Consider the following 18472-nt stretch of genomic DNA (forward strand, 5'->3'; position numbering starts at 1 on the left):
TGTGACTCCTACTGCTTATTTTTAGTTATTGGTTTTTTATGGATAAATTTAGGGTTTTCATAAAGCGCGCTAATGGTTGGTAGTAGCGTATGAGTAAATTGGTTATGACTGAGTTGAGTGACGGGGTCACCTGTGGTGTGTTCTATTTTGACTGCGGCACTGTCAGTAAATTGATTATTAGCCATATCGGTCACTTGCACGCCATGAAGGTATAAGCTGGCTTTGAAGGGATTACGTTTTCCAAGGCCAACCTGATTGATGTGATTATTCACAAATGTAAGGTGAGGGCCGAAGGTACTTTCGTCTTTACCGCCGCGATATAAATTAACCAGTGAGCCTTGAATATGCTCAAACTGATTGTTGTTTACTTGTACATACTCAGCGTTATAAATGCCTTTATCATCAGTCTCTTTATTGAGCCTTAAAATATCACCGCTGATATTGATAAAGTGATTATTGCTAATGACAATATTATTGGCAAAAGCTCGCGCACCTGAGTCAAAAAAGTGAAATGAAGGCTGGTTATCAAGTTGTTTGATTTCACTATTTAATAAGCTGAATCGATAATTGGTTAACATGCCGGAGCTGGTGGTTTTTACCACACTGTTTTCTGCAACATCGTTAGCTGCAATATCGTTACCTGCAATATTGGTACTATTTTTACCGCTAATGACTAAACCATCGAGCTTTAAACTGCCGTTATTTTGAATTTCAAATAGGCTGGATTGGCTAAAACTCAGTTTGGCTTGTTGCTTTACTCGTGCCTTGATGGTGAGCGGCTTATTGATAAGTAACACTTGTTCAAGCTGATATTCGCCGTTATTGAGTGCGATAACATCGCCAGCGCTTGCATGGTTAACGGCTTGCTTAAGCTCTTGCGCGGTTGAAACTGCGATTTGGTTACCTGAATCAAAGGCGATTTCTGGTTCTGTTTTCGGATACCAACTCACGCCAGTTGCGCTTTTTAAAGTGGGAGTGAGTGAGGTCGATATGCCATAGGCGCTTAAGGCGTTATTGCTTGGATATAACAGGCCATTTTCAGCCCGCACTAGTTTAATCGATTGCGCATCAATGCCTTGAGTAATGCTGTTATTGTTAAGCTTATTAGAAACGTTGTTAGTAAAGCTTATCCCTGAAATATCATCAAATATGGCGAACGGTGATAGTTGATTGCGATTAACTAACAGGTTTTTTGAAAACTGAGTTTCTAGCGGCGCAGCAGAGCGTTCAGCATCGCTACCTGCAGCTAAATGAATATGGTTTACATCAATAAAACTGTTGTGATTAATATTGGCATTAACCACTTGGTGATAACGATTTAAAGGCGAGTTAGGTACGCCATTCATAATGGTGAAGCCACTGCCAAAGCGATAACCCGTTAAGCCTTCAAAGTAGTTGTTGGTGACGATTTGATCGCGATTGATCACCCGAACGCCGCCAGTGTGCTCTACGCCATTACCTAAAAATACATTGCTGCTTATTTGGTTAGCATTACCATGACGTAGGGTTAAGGTGCCGCGGGATGCAAAAAAGGTGTTGTTACGAATGGTGTTGTTGCCGGACTTAACGGAGATGATTTCTACTTCGCCATCACAGCGGTCAAAGTAGTTATTTTCGATGACAGTTTGCGATGCCGACATGGAATGATGGCTAGTGCCAATGCGGATTGTTTCACCGCCATTGGATCCCAAGGTTGGCCGAGGACCAAAGTAGTTATGATCAATCTGATGATTATTTTGCTGACTTAACGGCGATTTTAATCGCACCGTTAAGGTCACGCCTTTATTACGCTTACCCACTAAATGATTGTGGTCGAAGCGGTTATTTTTACCATACAGCGCCACCCACTGATCAGAATCAAATCGCTCTGGCTTATTGAAGTTGTCGATGACCACTTCAGATACTCGCGAATGATTAGCAAAATCATCATCACTGCTTCTAAAGGCAATCACTTCACGGCTTGGACTGTAGCCATTTTTAAATACTAAGCCGCTTACATGTAAATACTGGCCAGATAAACGCAAATTAGATTGTCCTGATAATATGACTTTGCCTTTGGTTTGCGCTGACAGTGTGATGGGGGCCGCTTTTGTGCCTTGACCGCTAAAGTTGATTTCAAAGTCTTGCCAAATACCGTCAGCCAAGATGATTTCATCACCTGCGACAATATTTTTTATTGTTTGGTTATATTCCACAGGCGTCTTCACTGTGTAAGTGGCTGCATTGAGCGATAAGAAAGGGCTTAATGCCGATAGACACAGCATAAGAGCAATATGTTTTAAGTTTTTATCCTTGCTAGGTAAATATTGATATTGCATTAGTACGCTCATTGTTATTTTTATACTGAGTTTTAGTGTTGTTTTAATCGTAAATAAACTCCTAGCTCAATAGTGGGGTAGGAGTGCCAATGCTAAGTTTCTAATGCGGATTAAAACTTAACTTTCGCGCCAAGGAAGTACTTAGGCCCTGAACGAGAGTAGTCAGAAACTGTGGTGTCATTACCACGAGTCATGATTTGTGGCTCGTCTAGCAGGTTTAGCGCTTTAAGTGATACAGATAAGTAATCAGAGTCTTGCACATAACGGTTTGAACTATCTGGAAACGGCAAGTTATTAGGTTGGAAATACGATTCTCGGTACTTATAAAGTACTCTGAATGTTGCCCAATCACCTTCCCAATACACTGACGCAGATGCCACTTGTGGTGAGAAACCAAATAGATTTGCATCAGGCACAATATTTTGGCTGCCAGTTAAGCTTACTTAACCTTAATGCGTCGCTTATTTTATTAAGTTTCACGTTTATCTCCCCAGATAAAATATTGTATTTAAATGCGAACACAATCCTTTAAACATGATCTTTAAATACAACCTTTCGCTGCATAGAAACTAACCAATGGTCATGGTGCGTGTCAACCATTTTGTGTTACCAATATTAAATTGGCTTTACTTTTTTGTTATTACCAATAACATTAAGGTAACAATGATTACTACTTGTATGATTGCTGAATTGCACTCTAAACTGATAAATAGGCTTTGCGTTGAATTACTAAATCGATATGATGTAGGTTATGCAAATTGTTATTTTTTAAAATATTGAAGGACCAAACATGAAAAATAGACGTATGTTTTGGCGCATCGTAGAAGAGATTGAAGCGTCTATTACTCGCGGCGAATATGTACCTGGTAGTCGTTTACCTCCAGAAAGGGAGCTAGCTGAAAAGTTTGATGTTAGTCGTCCAACCATTCGTGAGGCGATTATTGCACTGGAAGTGCGAGAGAAAATTGAAGTTAAAACGGGTTCGGGTGTTTACGTCTTACAATCAGTCAATCAGTCCCAGCTAAAAAACAAAATCAACGCCTTTGAATTAACCCAGGCTAGAGCACTTGTTGAAGGTGAGATAGCTGCACTTGCAGCAAATACTATTACCGAAGAAGAATTGGTAGAGTTAAATAAGACATTGATTATGATGGAAAATAAGTCTTATGTAGAAGAAGCAGATCAAATGTTTCATAACATCATCGCTAACTCTACTCGTAACGGTGCATTAATCAAAATGTTTGAAAGCTTGTGGGCACTGCGGGCATCAAGTCCAAAAATTATTGACGACTATGATAGCGTTTGTAGCAAAGACAACCAGAAGACCTTAGATGAACATACTGCCATTTATGAGGCTCTCGCCGCAGCAGATGCTTCAGAGGCGCGTGCAGCTATGCACAAACACTTTAATCGCTTGATTAATGTATTGTTTGATACTGTTGAGGCTAAATCACTTGAAGAAGTGAAACGTAAAAACAGTGAGAAGCGTGATTTATATTCAATTGATAACTTGGTTAACAGATTAAGTTAACCATCAATACACACTTTAAAGGACGCTAAGCGTCCTTTTTTTATGGTTGTAGAGAATTCTGTTTGTTTTTTGTACAAAATCAGCGGCCAAAGCAAGGGCTGCGGTTAAAGGTTGTCTTTTTTACTCTTATCGCTAATTCAAATCGCTAATTCAAATCACTAATTTAATGACTTAAGCCGAGTTGGTCTAGAGTCTAACCCTGGTGATATTTTACCTTATCAATTAACAAGGATTGTCAGTTTATTGGACATTATATTAAACCTTCGGGATAAGCTTTTATTGATTTACAGTGAAAAAGTGATGATAGGTGCTTAAAAAGTATGTAATTACGTTGCTATCTTAAAAGTTTTTTGTTACTAAATTGTAATAAATTTTCTGAGAATGATATTTGTTTGTATTTTTGGCGTTGGTTACGGAGATCATCTAGCTATTCTGTTGGTATACCAATTTTCTTCTGGTGTTATTACCAATTTAATTGCCTTATCTAAGCTTTTATTTAGGGGCTGGTGGCAGCTTATTAGCTTGAATAATAGCGTCTCGGGTTAGTTAATAGCGTTATAATTTGCTATAGGGTGTCATATCAATATCGATTTATTAGGCGCTTTATTTTATAGCCAGTCTTCGATCATTAGCCGTTATGGTAAGCTCGATTGTTACAGCTGGTAATAAACTTACATGAGTAACAACTTAAGTGGTAATGCTCGTCTTGGCGGTTAACTGTTTTGACTCGGCCGAGTAAAGTATCTGTGGGGGAGAAGTATTGAAACTAGGGCCTGATATGACTAACACAGATTAGCGGCACAGATTAACTGCACTGATTAGCCAGAATGAGTCGTTTAACTGTTAGCGCGATTAAGCCTTTAAGTTAAAGGCTTAATCGAAGCTTGAACAAAGGTTGAGTCTGGCAGGGTTTACTTAATTGCTTGTAAAATAACAAACTTACCATTTGACGCCACAGTGTTGCAGTTTTTAAATAAACGCTTCAATTTTACATGGTAAGCCAAATGCCGATTGCCCACGACTTGTAACATGCCGCCAGGGGCTAAACGTTTACGGGCATCAACAAACATCTGCCATGCAATGTGATCGGTTATTGCTTCCCCCTGGTGAAAAGGAGGGTTACACAACACCAAATCAGCCACCATTTCAGCATCTAAGTGGGTTAAACAATCATCCCAATGAAACTGCGCTTTTTCACGAGCAAAGCCATTTGCTTGCCAATTGTGACGACTCGATGCAACGGCCATTTCTGAGTCGTCTACAAAGTGGATAGTTGCTTGCGGGTAAAGTTGTCCGGCTCGCAGGCCTAAAATACCATTACCACAACCAAGATCTATAACGGTATTAAACTCACCTTCTGGCAAGTTATCTAGCATGATACGAGCACCAATATCGAGCTTGTTAGCGGCAAATACATTGCTTAAGTTACTGATGTTAAGTGATAACTCATCAACAGGCCAGTTGACAGCTTGTGGAAGTTGGCGTTTATTACCGTCAGCAATACAAGTGATTACGCGGGTTTTCTTCCAAGTTAAGCTAGCATTAGCAGCGCCTAAATTTTTCTCAATGACGGCTAAAATCGCTTTATTGATGGTTTTTGCTTTAGCGCCAATGAGTACCTGAGTACCTTTTGGTAAAACCTGAGATAAGCGCTGCAATTGATGAGCAAAATAACTGAGGTTTTTTGGCAGCTTCATTAACACTAGCTGCAAGATGTCAGGTAATAGCTCACGGCTATGAAAACGCTGGATATTATCTGATGGCAGTTGATTGGCTGCTAAGTTTAACTCAGCCCCCAGTAAACTGGTTTTCGCGTCGGTTTCCACAAATAAAGGCCAGCTTGGCTCAATCGCAACAAGGCCGCATTGCAGCGCCCCAAAATTATCATTAATGATGGCGGTATTAACTGGGCTCGTGTTTGACTGAATCTGGCTTGACTCAATAATATGTTTTATCAGGTGTTCATCGGCGGCATCCCAAGCTTGCAGGTTGGACTCTTGCTGCTTTGGATAGCGAAAAAGTGTTAACTCAATTCCTTCACATGAGAATTGGTTTGCCGTCATTATAATTACCTGTCATCAACATCATCAAAATAGCCGATAATTATCGCAGATAAGCGTTTATTGTGCGAGAGGAACTCAGGGCTTATCTGCAGTTAATCGCCCCGTTTAATCGCCATATCTAAAATGATGACGCCTTACACCCAAATTGCCCTGTGGCGTATTTGTTCGACATAGGCTGATAAGGTTTGCAGCGCCAAGGTGACTGATGCTAGATTACATAGGCAATAGATTAAGCTCAACGCGCTAATAACATTAACATTTACAAAGGAATTGTATGAAAGGTGCAGGTGGAACGTCAGGTGGAATTGGGTCATTTTTTATTGGTTTGATTATGATGTGCGGTGGTTTTTATATGCTACTGAATGCCATTAAAATCACCAGTTCATTTGGTATGGGGCATAGTCTATACAGAATGGGCGGTATGAACCTGACCAGTGGCATGATCATGATCCCATTTATGTTTGGAGTAGGTTTGATGTTTTACAATGCCAAAAATATTTTTGGCTGGATCCTAACCTTTGGCTCACTGGTTGCGCTTATCTTCGGCGTGATTAGCTCAATTAATTTTCGCTTTACCCAAATGAGCGCGTTCGAATTAATTGTTATCTTAGTGCTGAGTGTTGGCGGCTTAGGGATATTTTTACGCTCACTGAAAACCATCGACAGTAACAGCTTGAGCTAATCTACTGTTTTGTTTTACTGCAAGCAATAGTAAAACCCTGCACCATTTTGCAACAATGCTGAGTTCAATAATTGGCTCAGTATTGTCAATGCTATATTTATCTTCATCTGCTTGATTGTTTATTGGTACTATTTGGCTACTTAGTTTTTATTGGTATCTATTTTGACTACTGACTCGCCTTCACAGCCACTTGAACAAAAGCCATCGTCTAAACAAGCATTTCCAGTATTGCCGTGGATTATGACATTTCTTAAGCCTTATCGAATGAGAGTGGTAGCGGCAATTATCTTTTTATTTATCGGCTCATTTGCTTGGTTATCATTAGGCCAAGGAGTGAAGATGATGGTCGATGAAGGCTTTGTGGCTGATAACGCTGGCCGGCTCAATGAAATCGTCTTGTTTATATTAGTGATAACCGCAGTAAGTGGCACGGCGGTCTTTTGTCGCTTTTACTTAATGACTTGGCTAGGTGAGCGGGTTATCGCTGATATTCGCTTGAAAGTATATAACCATTTATTGTCATTATCGCCGGCATTTTTTGCCGAGCAGCGCACTGGTGAAGTGATTTCACGCTTTACCGCTGACAGCACGTTATTGCAAAGTGTGGTGGGCAGTAGTTTGTCGATGGCGTTTCGCTCAAGTGTTACCGTGCTCGGCGCTATAGTGATGATGGCGCTGACCAGTATTAAGTTAACGGGCTTAGTGTTACTGGCTGTGCCTATGGTGTTTGTTCCGGTTATTTTTCTTGGTAAAAAAGTGCGTCAGTATTCACGTACCAGCCAAGATAAAGTGGGCGATCTGGGGGCGTATATCGATGAAACCCTCCATGAAATTCATACCGTGCAAGCCTACGGCCATGAAAGTAAAGATCGCTACGTGTTCAATGAGCAAGTTGAAGCTGTGATGACCGCGGCTAAAAGCCGTATTCTCTATCGCTCTATTTTAATATCTTCAGTAATGTTTTTAAGTATTGCCGCTATTGCCTTGGTGCTGTGGGTTGGGGCGCAAGATGTGATGGCGCAAAATATTACCGCTGGTGAATTATCCGCCTTTATGTTTTATGCGGTAATGGCAGCAGGTGCAGTGGCCACCATTAGTGAAGTGTTCAGTGAAATTCAGCGCGCCTCAGGCGCTGCAGAGCGATTAGTTGAGTTAGTGAACACTCCTATTGATTTACCACAAGTTACAACGCCTCAGATGCTCCCTGATGAGGTTAAAGGCCAACTGAGTCTAGAGCAGTTACGTTTTGCTTACCCTAGTGTTGCCGATGATGTCATTAAAGGCATTGATTTACAGATTAAGGCGGGTGAAAGAGTTGCGTTGGTAGGAGAAAGCGGCGCCGGTAAAAGTACCTTATTTGAATTGCTGCTACGTTTTTATCAACCTCGCTCAGGCGCTGTTAAGTTAGATGGATTTGATATCTCGCAGTTGAGCTTAAACCAATTACGCGAGCAGTATGCATTAGTGCCACAAGACTCAGTTATTTTCGCCACTAACGTACTTGAAAATGTTCGCTATGGCCGGGTTGATGCCAGCGAAGATGAGGTTATTAACGCTTGTAAAACAGCTAAAGCTGATGAATTTATTAATGAGTTACCTGACGGCTATCATACCTATTTAGGTGAGAGAGGCGTTAAGCTCTCAGGTGGTCAAAAACAGCGCATTGCCATTGCCAGAGCCATATTGGCAGACAGACCTATTCTATTATTAGATGAAGCCACCAGTGCCCTAGATGCGGTGAGTGAAGTGTATGTAAAGCAAGGTTTAGATAATCTGATGCAGGGCAGAACCACCTTGATCATTGCCCATCGATTAGCCACAGTGATTAATGCCGACAGAATTGTGGTGTTAGAAAAAGGCCAAGTCGTTGCTGTGGGCACACACCAAGAGCTAATGCATACAAGTGAAATTTATAACGCGTTTGCCAGCTTGCAATTACTCGCTGACATTGACATAGGGCAAGAATCTGCTTAGCGCTGACTATTTTCAGTTTAGCCAGCGATAAAAAAATGCCTTCAATTGTGAAGGCATTTTTGATGTTGTTACGAATGATATTTCTTTTAAATCATATACCGTGGACTGCTACTTTCTTAACTCGCGGCGTAAGATTTTACCCACAGTGCTTTTCGGCAGTTGCTCGGTAAACTCAATAATGCGTGGAATTTTATAGGCTGTTAATTGGCTGCGGCAATAATCTGAAATTTGCTGTTTGGTTTGCGCTTCATCAATTGAGGGATCTTTTAAAACGATCACTGCTTTAACTGCTTCACCGGATTTTTCATCTTCGACACCGACTACCGCGCACTCAAGCACTAATTCGTTTTGGGATAAAATATCTTCCACTTCATTGGGATAAACATTAAAACCTGAAACGATAATCATGTCTTTTTTGCGATCGACTATTTTGTGAAAACCATCTTCAGTAGCGACTGCAATATCGCCGGTTTTAAAATAACCGTTACGGGTCATGACTTTGGCGGTTTCTTCAGGCTTTTGCCAATAGCCTTGCATCACTTGTGGGCCTTTAACTGCAAGTTCGCCAGCTTCACCTAATGGCACTTCTTCATCGTTTATATCTAATATTTTAACCTCGGTGGCCAATACAGGTTTACCAATAGTGCCTAACTTTTGGTAACCCGGCGCATTTAAGCTCACTACCGGGGCGGTTTCTGATAAGCCATAACCCTCAGATATCATACTGCCAGTAGTTTTTTGCCAAATATTTGCCGCAGCACTTGTCAGTGCTGTGCCGCCAGAGAGCGTAATGGTTAACTTACTAAAATCCAATGCTTGAAATTCTGGTTGGTGGCATAGGCCAACAAATAAAGTATTAAGCCCTGCAAAGCCAGTAAACGGATAACTGGCCATAGTCTTTATTAAGCCTGCAATATCGCGTGGGTTAGGGATTAGCACTGAGCAGCTGCCAGATTCAAAATACAGGACTAAATTCACCATAAAGGCATAGATATGATAAATCGGTAACGGCGCGACAAAAATGTCCTTGCCTTCAGTCATAGTGCTGGCAATACGCGATTTTACTTGGCCTGAGTTAGCCAACATATTGCGATGGCTTAGCATGGCACCTTTTGATAAGCCCGTGGTGCCGCCAGTGTATTGCAGCGCGGCTAGATCTTCTTGCTGAGGTTTGTAAGGACTAAAGCTTGATTGTTCACCTAAGGCGAGCATGTGGTTAAATTCGACTTTTGCAAAAGGGGTGTCGGCTTGAGGCTGAGGATTAATTAAATCCAGTGCATGGGTGCTGATGACTAATTCAATATCAGTTTTCGCAACTACATTATTTAATGTGGGTAATAAGTTAGATAACACCACCAAGGCTTTTGCGCCGGAATCATTAAACTGATGGATTAGCTCACGTTCAGTATACAGCGGGTTAGTGTTGACTATGATTAGCCCCGCACGAATTGCACCGTATGCGGCAATCACAAATTGAGTGATATTTGGCAACTGAATCGCGATGCGATCCCCAGGTTTTAGCTGACTATGGTTTTGCATGTAGGCGGCAAACTGACGTGAAGCAAGTTCGAGTTCTTTAAAGGTGGTTTGTTTCCCCAAACAAGCATAAGCCACATTATCCCCATAACGTTGGCAAGTTTGTTCGATCAAATCTACCAATGAATCATATTGCTGTAGATTGAGTTCTTTATCTGCGTCATACCCCATGCTTATGCCCTTTGTTGTTTTTTTTGCTGCATTTCAAACAGGCGTTTAGATTAGAGTGGTTTTAGTTAACAGGTCAACAACATTCTATAGCTTTGTAAAATTATAGTATTAAAAAGTATGGAGTTTTTGCTCTATAATGGCTGATGGTTAGCATTATCTATTCGTTCAGTTTTGATGGTTTTTTGAACTAGAAAGGTGTTCTTGAGCCTCATGGTTAATTGGTTTGTAAGTATAAAGTCAGCGTTATCAACTGCCTTGCTATTCATTTAGTTAGTGTTTTAGTCTTTTACTCTGTTATTACCTCGAAATGCGTAGATTATTTTGAGAGGTAATCGAAATTGTTCGCAATTAGCTTGCATTTGTTATAGAAATGTAACCGAGATGATGTATTTCATTTTGGGAGAGACGATTTTTAATCATATGTTTATGAATAAAAATGAGTCACAAGCAAAAATATAATAAATAAAGAGACCACATGATGACCAATCTAAAGAAAACAACCAAGTTTGGCTTTAGCTCATTAAGCCTCGCAATTACAGTAGCATTGACTGGTTCAGTCATGTCTACTCAAGTCGCAGCTGCGGAAGAAGTTGCAGACAATGTAGAAAAAATTGCTGTTGTAGGTAGCCGCGCTGCACCTCGTTCAGTGGGTGAGTCCCCTGTACCTATCGATATCATTAGCGCTGATGATTTAAGGAAGAATGGCTCTACCGACATGATTGATATGTTGGTCACCTCAGTACCATCATTTAACTCGCGCGCTCAGCCGATTAGTGATGCTGCAACCCTTGTACGCCCAGTCAATTTACGTGGATTGCCTTCAGACAGTACTTTAATCCTTGTTAATGGTAAGCGACGTCATCGTGCGTCTGTCATTGCATTCCAAGGAGGTGGCATAAATGATGGTGCTCAAGGGCCTGACATTTCGGTGATTCCAAGTATTGCGTTAAAGCAAGTTGAAGTGCTGCGTGATGGCGCCGCGGCGCAATATGGTTCTGATGCCATTGCAGGTGTAATGAACTTCCAATTAAAAGATAGCGCTGAAGGTGGCTCTGTCTCTGTTTCTCACGGTGAATATTATGAAGGCGATGGTGCAACGACAACCGTGGATGGCAACATCGGATTGCCGTTAACAGATGCTGGCTTCGTTAATATTAGTGCGCAATACAAAACTGCTGATGCAACCAGTCGCAGTGTACAGCGCCCTGATGCTGCGGGTTTAATTGCGGGAGGAAACACATTCGTTAATGATCCTGCCCAAATATGGGGTAACCCAGAAATTAAAGATGATTACACTGTATTTGCGAATCTTGGCTTTGACTTTAATGACAAGCACAGCCTTTATGCATTTGGTAACGTATCGTCAAGAGATGCTGTGGGTGGCTTCTATTACCGTAACCCCCATAACCGTGGCAATGTTTACTCCCTTGATGGCGGCGAAACCTTGCTAGTGGGGGCAGTAAATGGCGATCCATCAACATGTGATGTTGTGCCTGCAAATGTACCTAATGTACTTGATACCCCTGAATATGCAGCAATGGTTGCAGATCCTAACTGTTTCTCAATGAACCAAGTGCGCCCAGGTGGTTATACCCCTCAATTTGCTGGGACCATTGAAGATATGTCTTTCTTCTTAGGTTTTGAAGGCGAATTTGGTGAGTGGGCTTATGATGCCAGTGCAGGTACCGGTGCCAACAAAGCAAGTTTTAGCTTAAGGAACTCGCTTAACCCTTCTTTAGGTTTAGCGGCTAACCCTGAAGATACTCAAACTGATTTTGATACCGGTGCTTACGAGCAAGTTGAAACCACAGTCAACCTCGACTTCTCGCGTTATTTCACCATTGGCTCAATTGAAGATATTAGCTTTGCAACGGGTTTTGAGTGGCGTGAAGAGTCATTTGAAATTACTCAAGGTGAAGAAGCTTCTTGGTTAGCTGGCCCATACGCAGATCAAGGTTTCAATATTGGTTCCCATGGCTTTAAAGGTTTTGGTCCTGAAGCTGCGGGTAAAAACTCTCGAACCAATATTGGTATTTATGCCGATGTTGAAGCGTATTTAACTGATGATTGGTTATTGGGTTTAGCGCTGCGTTATGAGGACTTTTCTACTTTCGGCGATACCTTAAATTATAAGATTTCAACCCAATATTCAGTGAATGATTACTTGTCAATTCGTGGCTCACACAGCACTGGGTTTAGAGCGCCAACAGTCGGTCAAGAGAATGTGGTTAACACTCAAACCTCGATTGTAAACGGTGATTTGATCCAGACATTTATTGCTCCACCAACGGATCCATTAGCGGCATTTTATGGTGGTGAAGTTTTAGAACCGGAAGAATCCATCAGCTATGCGTTAGGTACGGTATTTGAGTATGAAGACTTTTTCTTAACGGTTGATTACTACAATATTGAAGTGACAGGTCGTCTGGCGCAGTCAAGTCAAATTGAAGTACAAGCGGATGATTATGATGCGTTAAGAGCGGCGGGAGTAGAGTTTCCTGAGTTAATTTCGGCGGTTACTTATTATACCAATGACTTTGATACTACAACTCAAGGTATTGATATTGTGGGTTCGTATGAAACAGAGCTGATGTCTGGTGACTCAATGTTCAGTCTTGCCTATGGCTGGACGGATACAAATGTTGATAAGTTTGATCCAGATACTACTGACGAAGGTAAAGTGCGTCGTTTAGAAGATGGTATTCCTGCTCATCGTGCGACCTTAACGTGGAATCAAACCTGGGACGATTTAAACGTATCGTTACGTGGTAATTACTTTGGTGAATACTATGCAACCCATGCTGATGATACGTCTGATTGGGGTTCTGAAACGGCAGATTCTGCTTTCACTGTTGACCTTGAAGTGAGTTATACGGTAGTTGATGCATTAACTATTTCAGTGGGTGCGAATAATATCTTCGACCAAGAAGCTCAAAAGCTTAAAGACGGTACTTTAGGTGCTCTAGGTGCAGTTTACTATGAAAGTGGTCCATTCGATTATAACGGTGGCTTCTACTACGGTAAGTTAACTTACAGCTTTTAAGCGTTTAACTTGAACAAGAAAGACTGCATCTGCAGTCTTTTTTTTGCGATAAATTTATTGAGTTGAACTTGCTAAACACTAATCGAATCAGTTAACCGCATCTAAAGTATCAAACAATGATTCAATGGTGAGCACTGTTGGCAGCTTAACCCCTTGTGGGTACTTAGGGCCGTAAACTTTATTGAATGGCGTACCCATGCCGCCTTCATTGGTTACATAGGTTTCGATAAGTGCATTAGGTTCAGTCCAATTGCCTTGCATTAAAATGATATTATCTGCAGTAAGTACATTAACGACTTTTTCTCTATGGGTGACATTGGCTTGGTTGGTTCGACAAGGCAAGCACCAGTCCGCGTATACATCCACAAATACAGTATAGCCTTGCTCAACTAAAGGCGCTATTTGGCTTGGGTTAAGCGTTTGCCACTGCAAGCGTTTATAAGCATTGTAATCTTCATCTTTGTGTAAAAAAGCATACACCCCGCCAAAACATAAGGTCATAAAACTAAGTAACACGATGATCGCAGTAGGAATATTATTCCCTTTTATTTTTAGGATAATCAGTAAACCGATACCGGTTAGTAGTAATCCAAGTAATATTGGCAGCAATAAGGCCATAGGATGTGTTCTCAGTTAATTATGCAGAAGATATAGGCGACTATATCAAGTTTTACTTAATTTGAGGTTAAACCCATGTTGTCAGTGGTCATTCATGGTAACGTTACGCCTTTATTAAACTGCAGATAATTAAATGAATATAATCATCTGTATTTAATTGTAAGAATATTCACTCATTAATGATTTGGGAAACAAAATGGCGTTTAGTACGTGGTTAGGTCTATTAGCTATCTGTTGTTTAGGAGCCATGTCTCCAGGTCCTAGTTTAGCTATGGTGTTAAAACATACTTTATCTGGTGGGCGATTACATGGTGTTGTTTGTGCCTGGGCACATTCAATAGGTATTGGTGTTTATGCTTTGGTGACCTTATTAGGGCTTGCAGTGGTGCTAGAAAAGTCGCCAATTGTGTTTAACGGTATTGCGATTCTGGGGGCGCTTTATTTGGCCTGGATGGGGTTTCAAGCACTAAACTCTAAAGGTGGTATGGAGCAAAAGCTACAAGCAGGAGTGCCAGCATCTTTACTTGAGGCTGCAAGAGACGGTTTAGCGATATCATTATTTAACCCAAAGATTTTATTATTCTTTTTAGCATTATTTAGTCAGTTTGTGCTTGCAGCTGAAACCATGGCAGGTCAAACCGTTATTGTGCTAACGCCCTTGGTTGTTGATGGGCTTTGGTACACCCTTATTGCCGTGGTGTTATCCCATGGGCCGATCTTAAATCGGTTACGAAACAAAGCGGCATTGATTGATAAGTTATCGGGTGTGGTACTTATCTTGCTGGCAGTTCGGGTGTTGATAAATCTATTTTAAATAGTATTTATTACAGATAGAGAGAACAAAAAAGCCATCTTGCGATGGCTTTTTTTGGTGAAAGCAGTTGTTAGTTCTTAAATACTTGTACTGAATCGTCTTTCTCTACAACGTCCTCTTCTGATGCCTGCTGGCTTCCTGGTGGGTTCTTTATATGGTCATTTAAGTTTTCACTTAACATTCCTTTGAACTCCTCAGAAAACCACTCTAAGGCATTATCTTTTTCAGCTTCTAAATTTGAAGACTTAATTGCAGCTTCAAATGCATTGTAACGTGCTGCAGCAAAGCGAAGGGCAGTACCGACTTTGCCAATATCGTTTTCTTGCTGGCTAAGTTGGTTTGCTAGCGCGATAAATTGATCAGCAATTTGGTACATTGTTGTTTCAGTTTTTTCTTCTGACATATTTTCCACTTTTTAGTACTGGTTTAATTGCAATTAGTTTACCCACTTTAAAACTTAAATTCAGGTAAAAAACCATTGAGTTTGCGGATTCGATCCAATTATTAAGCAATAACGTCATTTTAACTGTCTGGGTCAGAGTCAGTGATCACTTGACCATTTCGAGAGTCATAGTAAATAGATAAAGTCGTTAGAGAGTTATAAAAATAGCGACATTGATCAGGATTTATATAGGTGGCTTGGTAATCTGATACGTTTTCATCGGCAGTGGTGGAAACACTGGGGGCATCTTGTAGTACGGTTTCCCATACCGATATACAATCAGCGACGTTGTTTAGCCTTGGTGATGGCTCAAACGGAGGCCAGTTTTGTGCTGGATATCCCCACTCATTAATATCTAATTGGCCATCAGTACCGGCATTTTCAAATATTGGCAGATTATCAGCAGGGCCTGAATAGCCTAACGCAGCCCATTTTATATGCGCGAGGCTGATACCGGTTGCGAAGCTGCCGCCAGTGGCTTTTACATTTGCCACATGCGCATCTTGTTGAAGGTTGATAAACTTAGGCAAAGCGATGACGGCTAAAATAGCCAGTATAATAATGACGACAACCAGTTCAATAAGCGTAAACCCAGTTTGAGTTATTTTGAGCTTTTCAATTTGCATTTAGGCATCTTTAGTAATGTGTTGTTAAATAATTGTAGATTGGTTTAGGGGTTATAGGTAGGTATGAGATGAAATATGCGAATTGGCAGCAGCTGTTTAATGAGCAACAACAGCAAGGCTATTATCTTGAATTAATGAATTTTTTAGCGACAGAGCGCCAGCAAGGCAAGGTGATATACCCTCCAGAAAATGAGACCTTTGCAGCTTTTGATCTAACGCCATTGAAGCAGGTAAAAGTGGTTGTATTAGGGCAAGATCCTTATCATGGGGCAGGGCAAGCTCACGGTTTATGTTTTTCGGTACAAGCTGGAGTGAAAACGCCGCCTTCTTTGGTAAATATCTACAAAGAGCTTAAGCAAGATATCAGTGGTTTTATCATTCCCGAACATGGCAACCTAACGGCTTGGGCTAAACAAGGGGTGTTATTGCTTAATACGGTATTAACCGTTGAAGAAAGTAAGGCTCATTCGCACTCAAAAGCGGGCTGGGAGCATTTTACTGACCAAGTAATGCAATGCCTTAATCAACAAATTGAACCTATTATATTTGTGCTGTGGGGCGCTCACGCGATAAAAAAAGGCCGCTGGATAACCTCACCTCAGCATCATAGTCTTTCAGGGCCGCACCCGTCGCCGTTATCGGCTTATCGTGGGTTCTTTGGTTGCAAACATTTTTCAATTATTAATCAATTATTAGTGGCAAAAAATAGTGCGCCAATTGATTGGCAAGTGTAGGTCTTAGCAATAAAAAATGCACTTGATAGCAATCAAGTGCATTTTAATATTCAGTAACAGCTTAGTTTAGTGGTTTTTAGTTATTACGCTGAACTGAAATCTTAGCTAATGAGATAAGCGCGGTTTTGTATTCGCTATCAGCAATTGGCGCTAATGCCGCAATGGCTTTATCCGCTTCTTCATCGGCTTTTTGCTTGGTGTACTCTAATGCACCTGAATCTTTTAAGGCTGCGACGATTTCGTCGATAGCTTTGGTGCCATCTCCATTTTCAATTGCGTCTTTGATCAGCGCTTTAGCTTCATCATTACCGTGTGCCATGGCATAGATTAGCGGTAAGGTAGGTTTCCCTTCGGCTAAGTCGTCACCAATATTTTTACCTAGCTCATCAGCATCTGCAGTGTAATCAAGCAAGTCATCGGTTAGTTGGAATGCGGTACCTAAAAATTTACCGTATTCACCTAATGCGTGTTGTTGCTCTTTGCTCACATCTGCAATAACACCTGTGAGTAAGGTCGCGGCTTCGAATAATTTAGCTGTTTTGCAGTAAATCACTCGCATATAATTCTCTTCGGTGGTTTCAGGGTCATTACAATTCATTAATTGTAAAACCTCGCCTTCGGCAAGAATGTTAGTGGTGTCAGCCAGTACGCGCAGTACTTTCATGCTATCTAACTCAGTCATCATCTGGAATGAGCGAGTGTATAAGAAGTCACCAACAAGCACGCTAGCGCTATTGCCAAAAAGGGCATTAGCGGTTTTACGGCCACGTCGTAAGGTTGATTCATCAACAACATCATCATGTAGTAGTGATGCCGTATGAATAAACTCTATAATGGCAGCTAACTTTAGGTGTTCTTCACCTTTATAGTCGATAGCACGAGCGGCTAAAACTGAAAGCAATGGACGTAGTCGTTTACCACCGCCATTGATAATGTAAAAACCGAGTTGGTTTATTAATGCAACATCAGACTCAAGTTGTTTGTAAATTAACTGATTTACGGCTTGCATGTCGTTATCAGCTAGTTGACGAATGGCGTTTAAATCCATAATGGTCTCTAGTTATTAGGCTACCGGACAAAATTATATTGCCCACTATATAAGGTTCAAATTGTATATTAACAAATTTTACCGAATTTTCATGCTTTAGGCAGCTTTTGTTCTTAGATAGTGGGAGTTAAGCCGAGCTTTTTTTATTGATTCAAATTTAACGCTTGCCAGAATACAAATCTTGCCGTAGAATCCGCGCCCATTGTCATTAAAAGTTTTTAGCACCCGGTATCAACATAACAATGAACCGGAGTGTTAGTCCATTTGGAGTGAAATAGCTATGTACGCTGTTTTTCAAAGTGGCGGAAAGCAACATCGTGTTGCTGAAGGTCATACAGTTCGTTTAGAAAAAATTGAAGTTGCTACTGGTGAAACTGTAGAGTTTGATCAAGTATTATTGGTTGCTGATGGTGAGAACGTTCACGTTGGTGCACCTCTAGTTGCAACTGGTAAAGTTGTTGCTGAAGTGGTTAGCCACGGTCGCGGTGAGAAAGTAACTATTCAAAAGTTCAATCGTCGTAAGCATCACGAAAAGAAAATGGGCCATCGTCAATGGTTCACTGAAGTTAAAATCACAGCGATCAGCGCATAATTTAGGAGTCTAACTCATGGCACATAAAAAAGCTGGCGGTTCTACTCGTAACGGCCGCGATTCGGAAAGTAAACGTCTTGGTGTTAAGCGTTTTGGTGGTGAATCAGTTGTAGCTGGTAACATCATCGTTCGTCAACGTGGTACTAAATTCCACGCTGGTGTAAACGTAGGTATTGGTCGTGACCATACTTTGTTTGCATTAACAGACGGTAAAGTTAAGTTTCAAGTAAAAGGTCCTAATAACCGTAAGTTTATTAGCATCGAAGCTTAATCTAGACTC

General features: G+C 41.0%; 16 protein-coding genes. 8 read left to right on the forward strand and 8 right to left on the reverse strand.

Annotated features, from left to right (window positions below; all coding sequences use genetic code 11):
* Positions 1-8: 8 nt before the first annotated feature.
* Complete coding sequence (locus tag AB4160_RS15565; protein ID WP_372005439.1) at positions 9-2318, reverse strand: chondroitinase-B domain-containing protein; 2310 nt, start codon at positions 2316-2318, stop codon at positions 9-11.
* A 110-nt stretch (positions 2319-2428) separates the two neighbouring features.
* Entirely contained in the window at positions 2429-2734 is a 306-nt protein-coding gene (locus AB4160_RS15570) for a hypothetical protein (protein ID WP_303502622.1), read from the reverse strand.
* A gap of 374 nt (positions 2735-3108) precedes the next feature.
* Here AB4160_RS15570 and AB4160_RS15575 point away from each other — a divergent pair, with 374 nt between their 5' ends.
* Complete coding sequence (locus tag AB4160_RS15575) at positions 3109-3849, forward strand: FadR/GntR family transcriptional regulator (protein WP_102438889.1); 741 nt, start codon at positions 3109-3111, stop codon at positions 3847-3849.
* A 911-nt stretch (positions 3850-4760) separates the two neighbouring features.
* On the opposite strand, the gene AB4160_RS15580 is transcribed toward AB4160_RS15575, so the two are convergent.
* Positions 4761-5912, reverse strand: coding sequence for a methyltransferase (locus AB4160_RS15580; protein WP_372005441.1), 1152 nt, complete (start codon positions 5910-5912; stop codon positions 4761-4763).
* Positions 5913-6186: 274 nt separating this feature from the next.
* On the opposite strand from AB4160_RS15580, the gene AB4160_RS15585 reads away from it, so the two are divergent.
* Positions 6187-6594: a hypothetical protein gene (locus AB4160_RS15585; protein WP_102475573.1), complete on the forward strand. Its 408-nt coding sequence runs from the start codon at positions 6187-6189 to the stop codon at positions 6592-6594.
* A 162-nt stretch (positions 6595-6756) separates the two neighbouring features.
* Positions 6757-8568, forward strand: coding sequence for an ABC transporter transmembrane domain-containing protein (locus AB4160_RS15590; protein WP_372000060.1), 1812 nt, complete (start codon positions 6757-6759; stop codon positions 8566-8568).
* A 108-nt stretch (positions 8569-8676) separates the two neighbouring features.
* On the opposite strand, the gene AB4160_RS15595 is transcribed toward AB4160_RS15590, so the two are convergent.
* The gene (locus AB4160_RS15595) at positions 8677-10275 is read right to left on the reverse strand and encodes an AMP-binding protein (RefSeq protein WP_372005443.1); all 1599 of its coding nucleotides are present in this window, start codon (positions 10273-10275) and stop codon (positions 8677-8679) included.
* A gap of 475 nt (positions 10276-10750) precedes the next feature.
* Here AB4160_RS15595 and AB4160_RS15600 point away from each other — a divergent pair, with 475 nt between their 5' ends.
* Positions 10751-13318: a TonB-dependent siderophore receptor gene (locus tag AB4160_RS15600; protein ID WP_102438881.1), complete on the forward strand. Its 2568-nt coding sequence runs from the start codon at positions 10751-10753 to the stop codon at positions 13316-13318.
* Between the two features lie 87 nt (positions 13319-13405).
* On the opposite strand, the gene AB4160_RS15605 is transcribed toward AB4160_RS15600, so the two are convergent.
* Positions 13406-13936 carry a thioredoxin family protein gene (locus AB4160_RS15605; protein WP_372005446.1) on the reverse strand — a complete coding sequence of 177 codons (531 nt, stop codon included), beginning with the start codon at positions 13934-13936 and terminating at the stop codon, positions 13406-13408.
* Between the two features lie 196 nt (positions 13937-14132).
* Between AB4160_RS15605 and AB4160_RS15610 the strand changes: the two genes are divergently transcribed.
* Positions 14133-14750 carry a LysE family translocator gene (locus AB4160_RS15610; protein ID WP_102438877.1) on the forward strand — a complete coding sequence of 206 codons (618 nt, stop codon included), beginning with the start codon at positions 14133-14135 and terminating at the stop codon, positions 14748-14750.
* Positions 14751-14820: 70 nt separating this feature from the next.
* On the opposite strand, the gene AB4160_RS15615 is transcribed toward AB4160_RS15610, so the two are convergent.
* Both AB4160_RS15615 and AB4160_RS15620 read right to left on the reverse strand, forming a co-directional pair.
* Positions 14821-15153, reverse strand: coding sequence for a DUF3144 domain-containing protein (locus AB4160_RS15615; protein ID WP_303413759.1), 333 nt, complete (start codon positions 15151-15153; stop codon positions 14821-14823).
* 119 nt (positions 15154-15272) lie between these two features.
* Entirely contained in the window at positions 15273-15818 is a 546-nt protein-coding gene (locus AB4160_RS15620; protein WP_102475570.1) for a prepilin-type N-terminal cleavage/methylation domain-containing protein, read from the reverse strand.
* A 68-nt stretch (positions 15819-15886) separates the two neighbouring features.
* Here AB4160_RS15620 and ung point away from each other — a divergent pair, with 68 nt between their 5' ends.
* Positions 15887-16552, forward strand: coding sequence for a uracil-DNA glycosylase (gene ung / locus AB4160_RS15625; protein WP_372005449.1), 666 nt, complete (start codon positions 15887-15889; stop codon positions 16550-16552).
* Positions 16553-16628: 76 nt separating this feature from the next.
* Here the strand turns inward: ung and ispB are convergent, their stop codons facing one another.
* Entirely contained in the window at positions 16629-17600 is a 972-nt protein-coding gene (gene ispB / locus AB4160_RS15630) for an octaprenyl diphosphate synthase (protein WP_102438869.1), read from the reverse strand.
* A 280-nt stretch (positions 17601-17880) separates the two neighbouring features.
* On the opposite strand from ispB, the gene rplU reads away from it, so the two are divergent.
* Positions 17881-18192 (forward strand): 50S ribosomal protein L21, encoded by a 312-nt coding sequence (gene rplU / locus AB4160_RS15635; protein ID WP_076541221.1) that lies wholly within the window; start codon positions 17881-17883, stop codon positions 18190-18192.
* Between the two features lie 16 nt (positions 18193-18208).
* Entirely contained in the window at positions 18209-18463 is a 255-nt protein-coding gene (rpmA, locus tag AB4160_RS15640) for a 50S ribosomal protein L27 (protein WP_055024328.1), read from the forward strand.
* Positions 18464-18472 lie beyond the last annotated feature (9 nt).

The organism is Shewanella sp. 10N.286.51.B8, from assembly GCF_041469325.1.
In the GTDB taxonomy this organism is placed as follows: domain Bacteria; phylum Pseudomonadota; class Gammaproteobacteria; order Enterobacterales; family Shewanellaceae; genus Shewanella.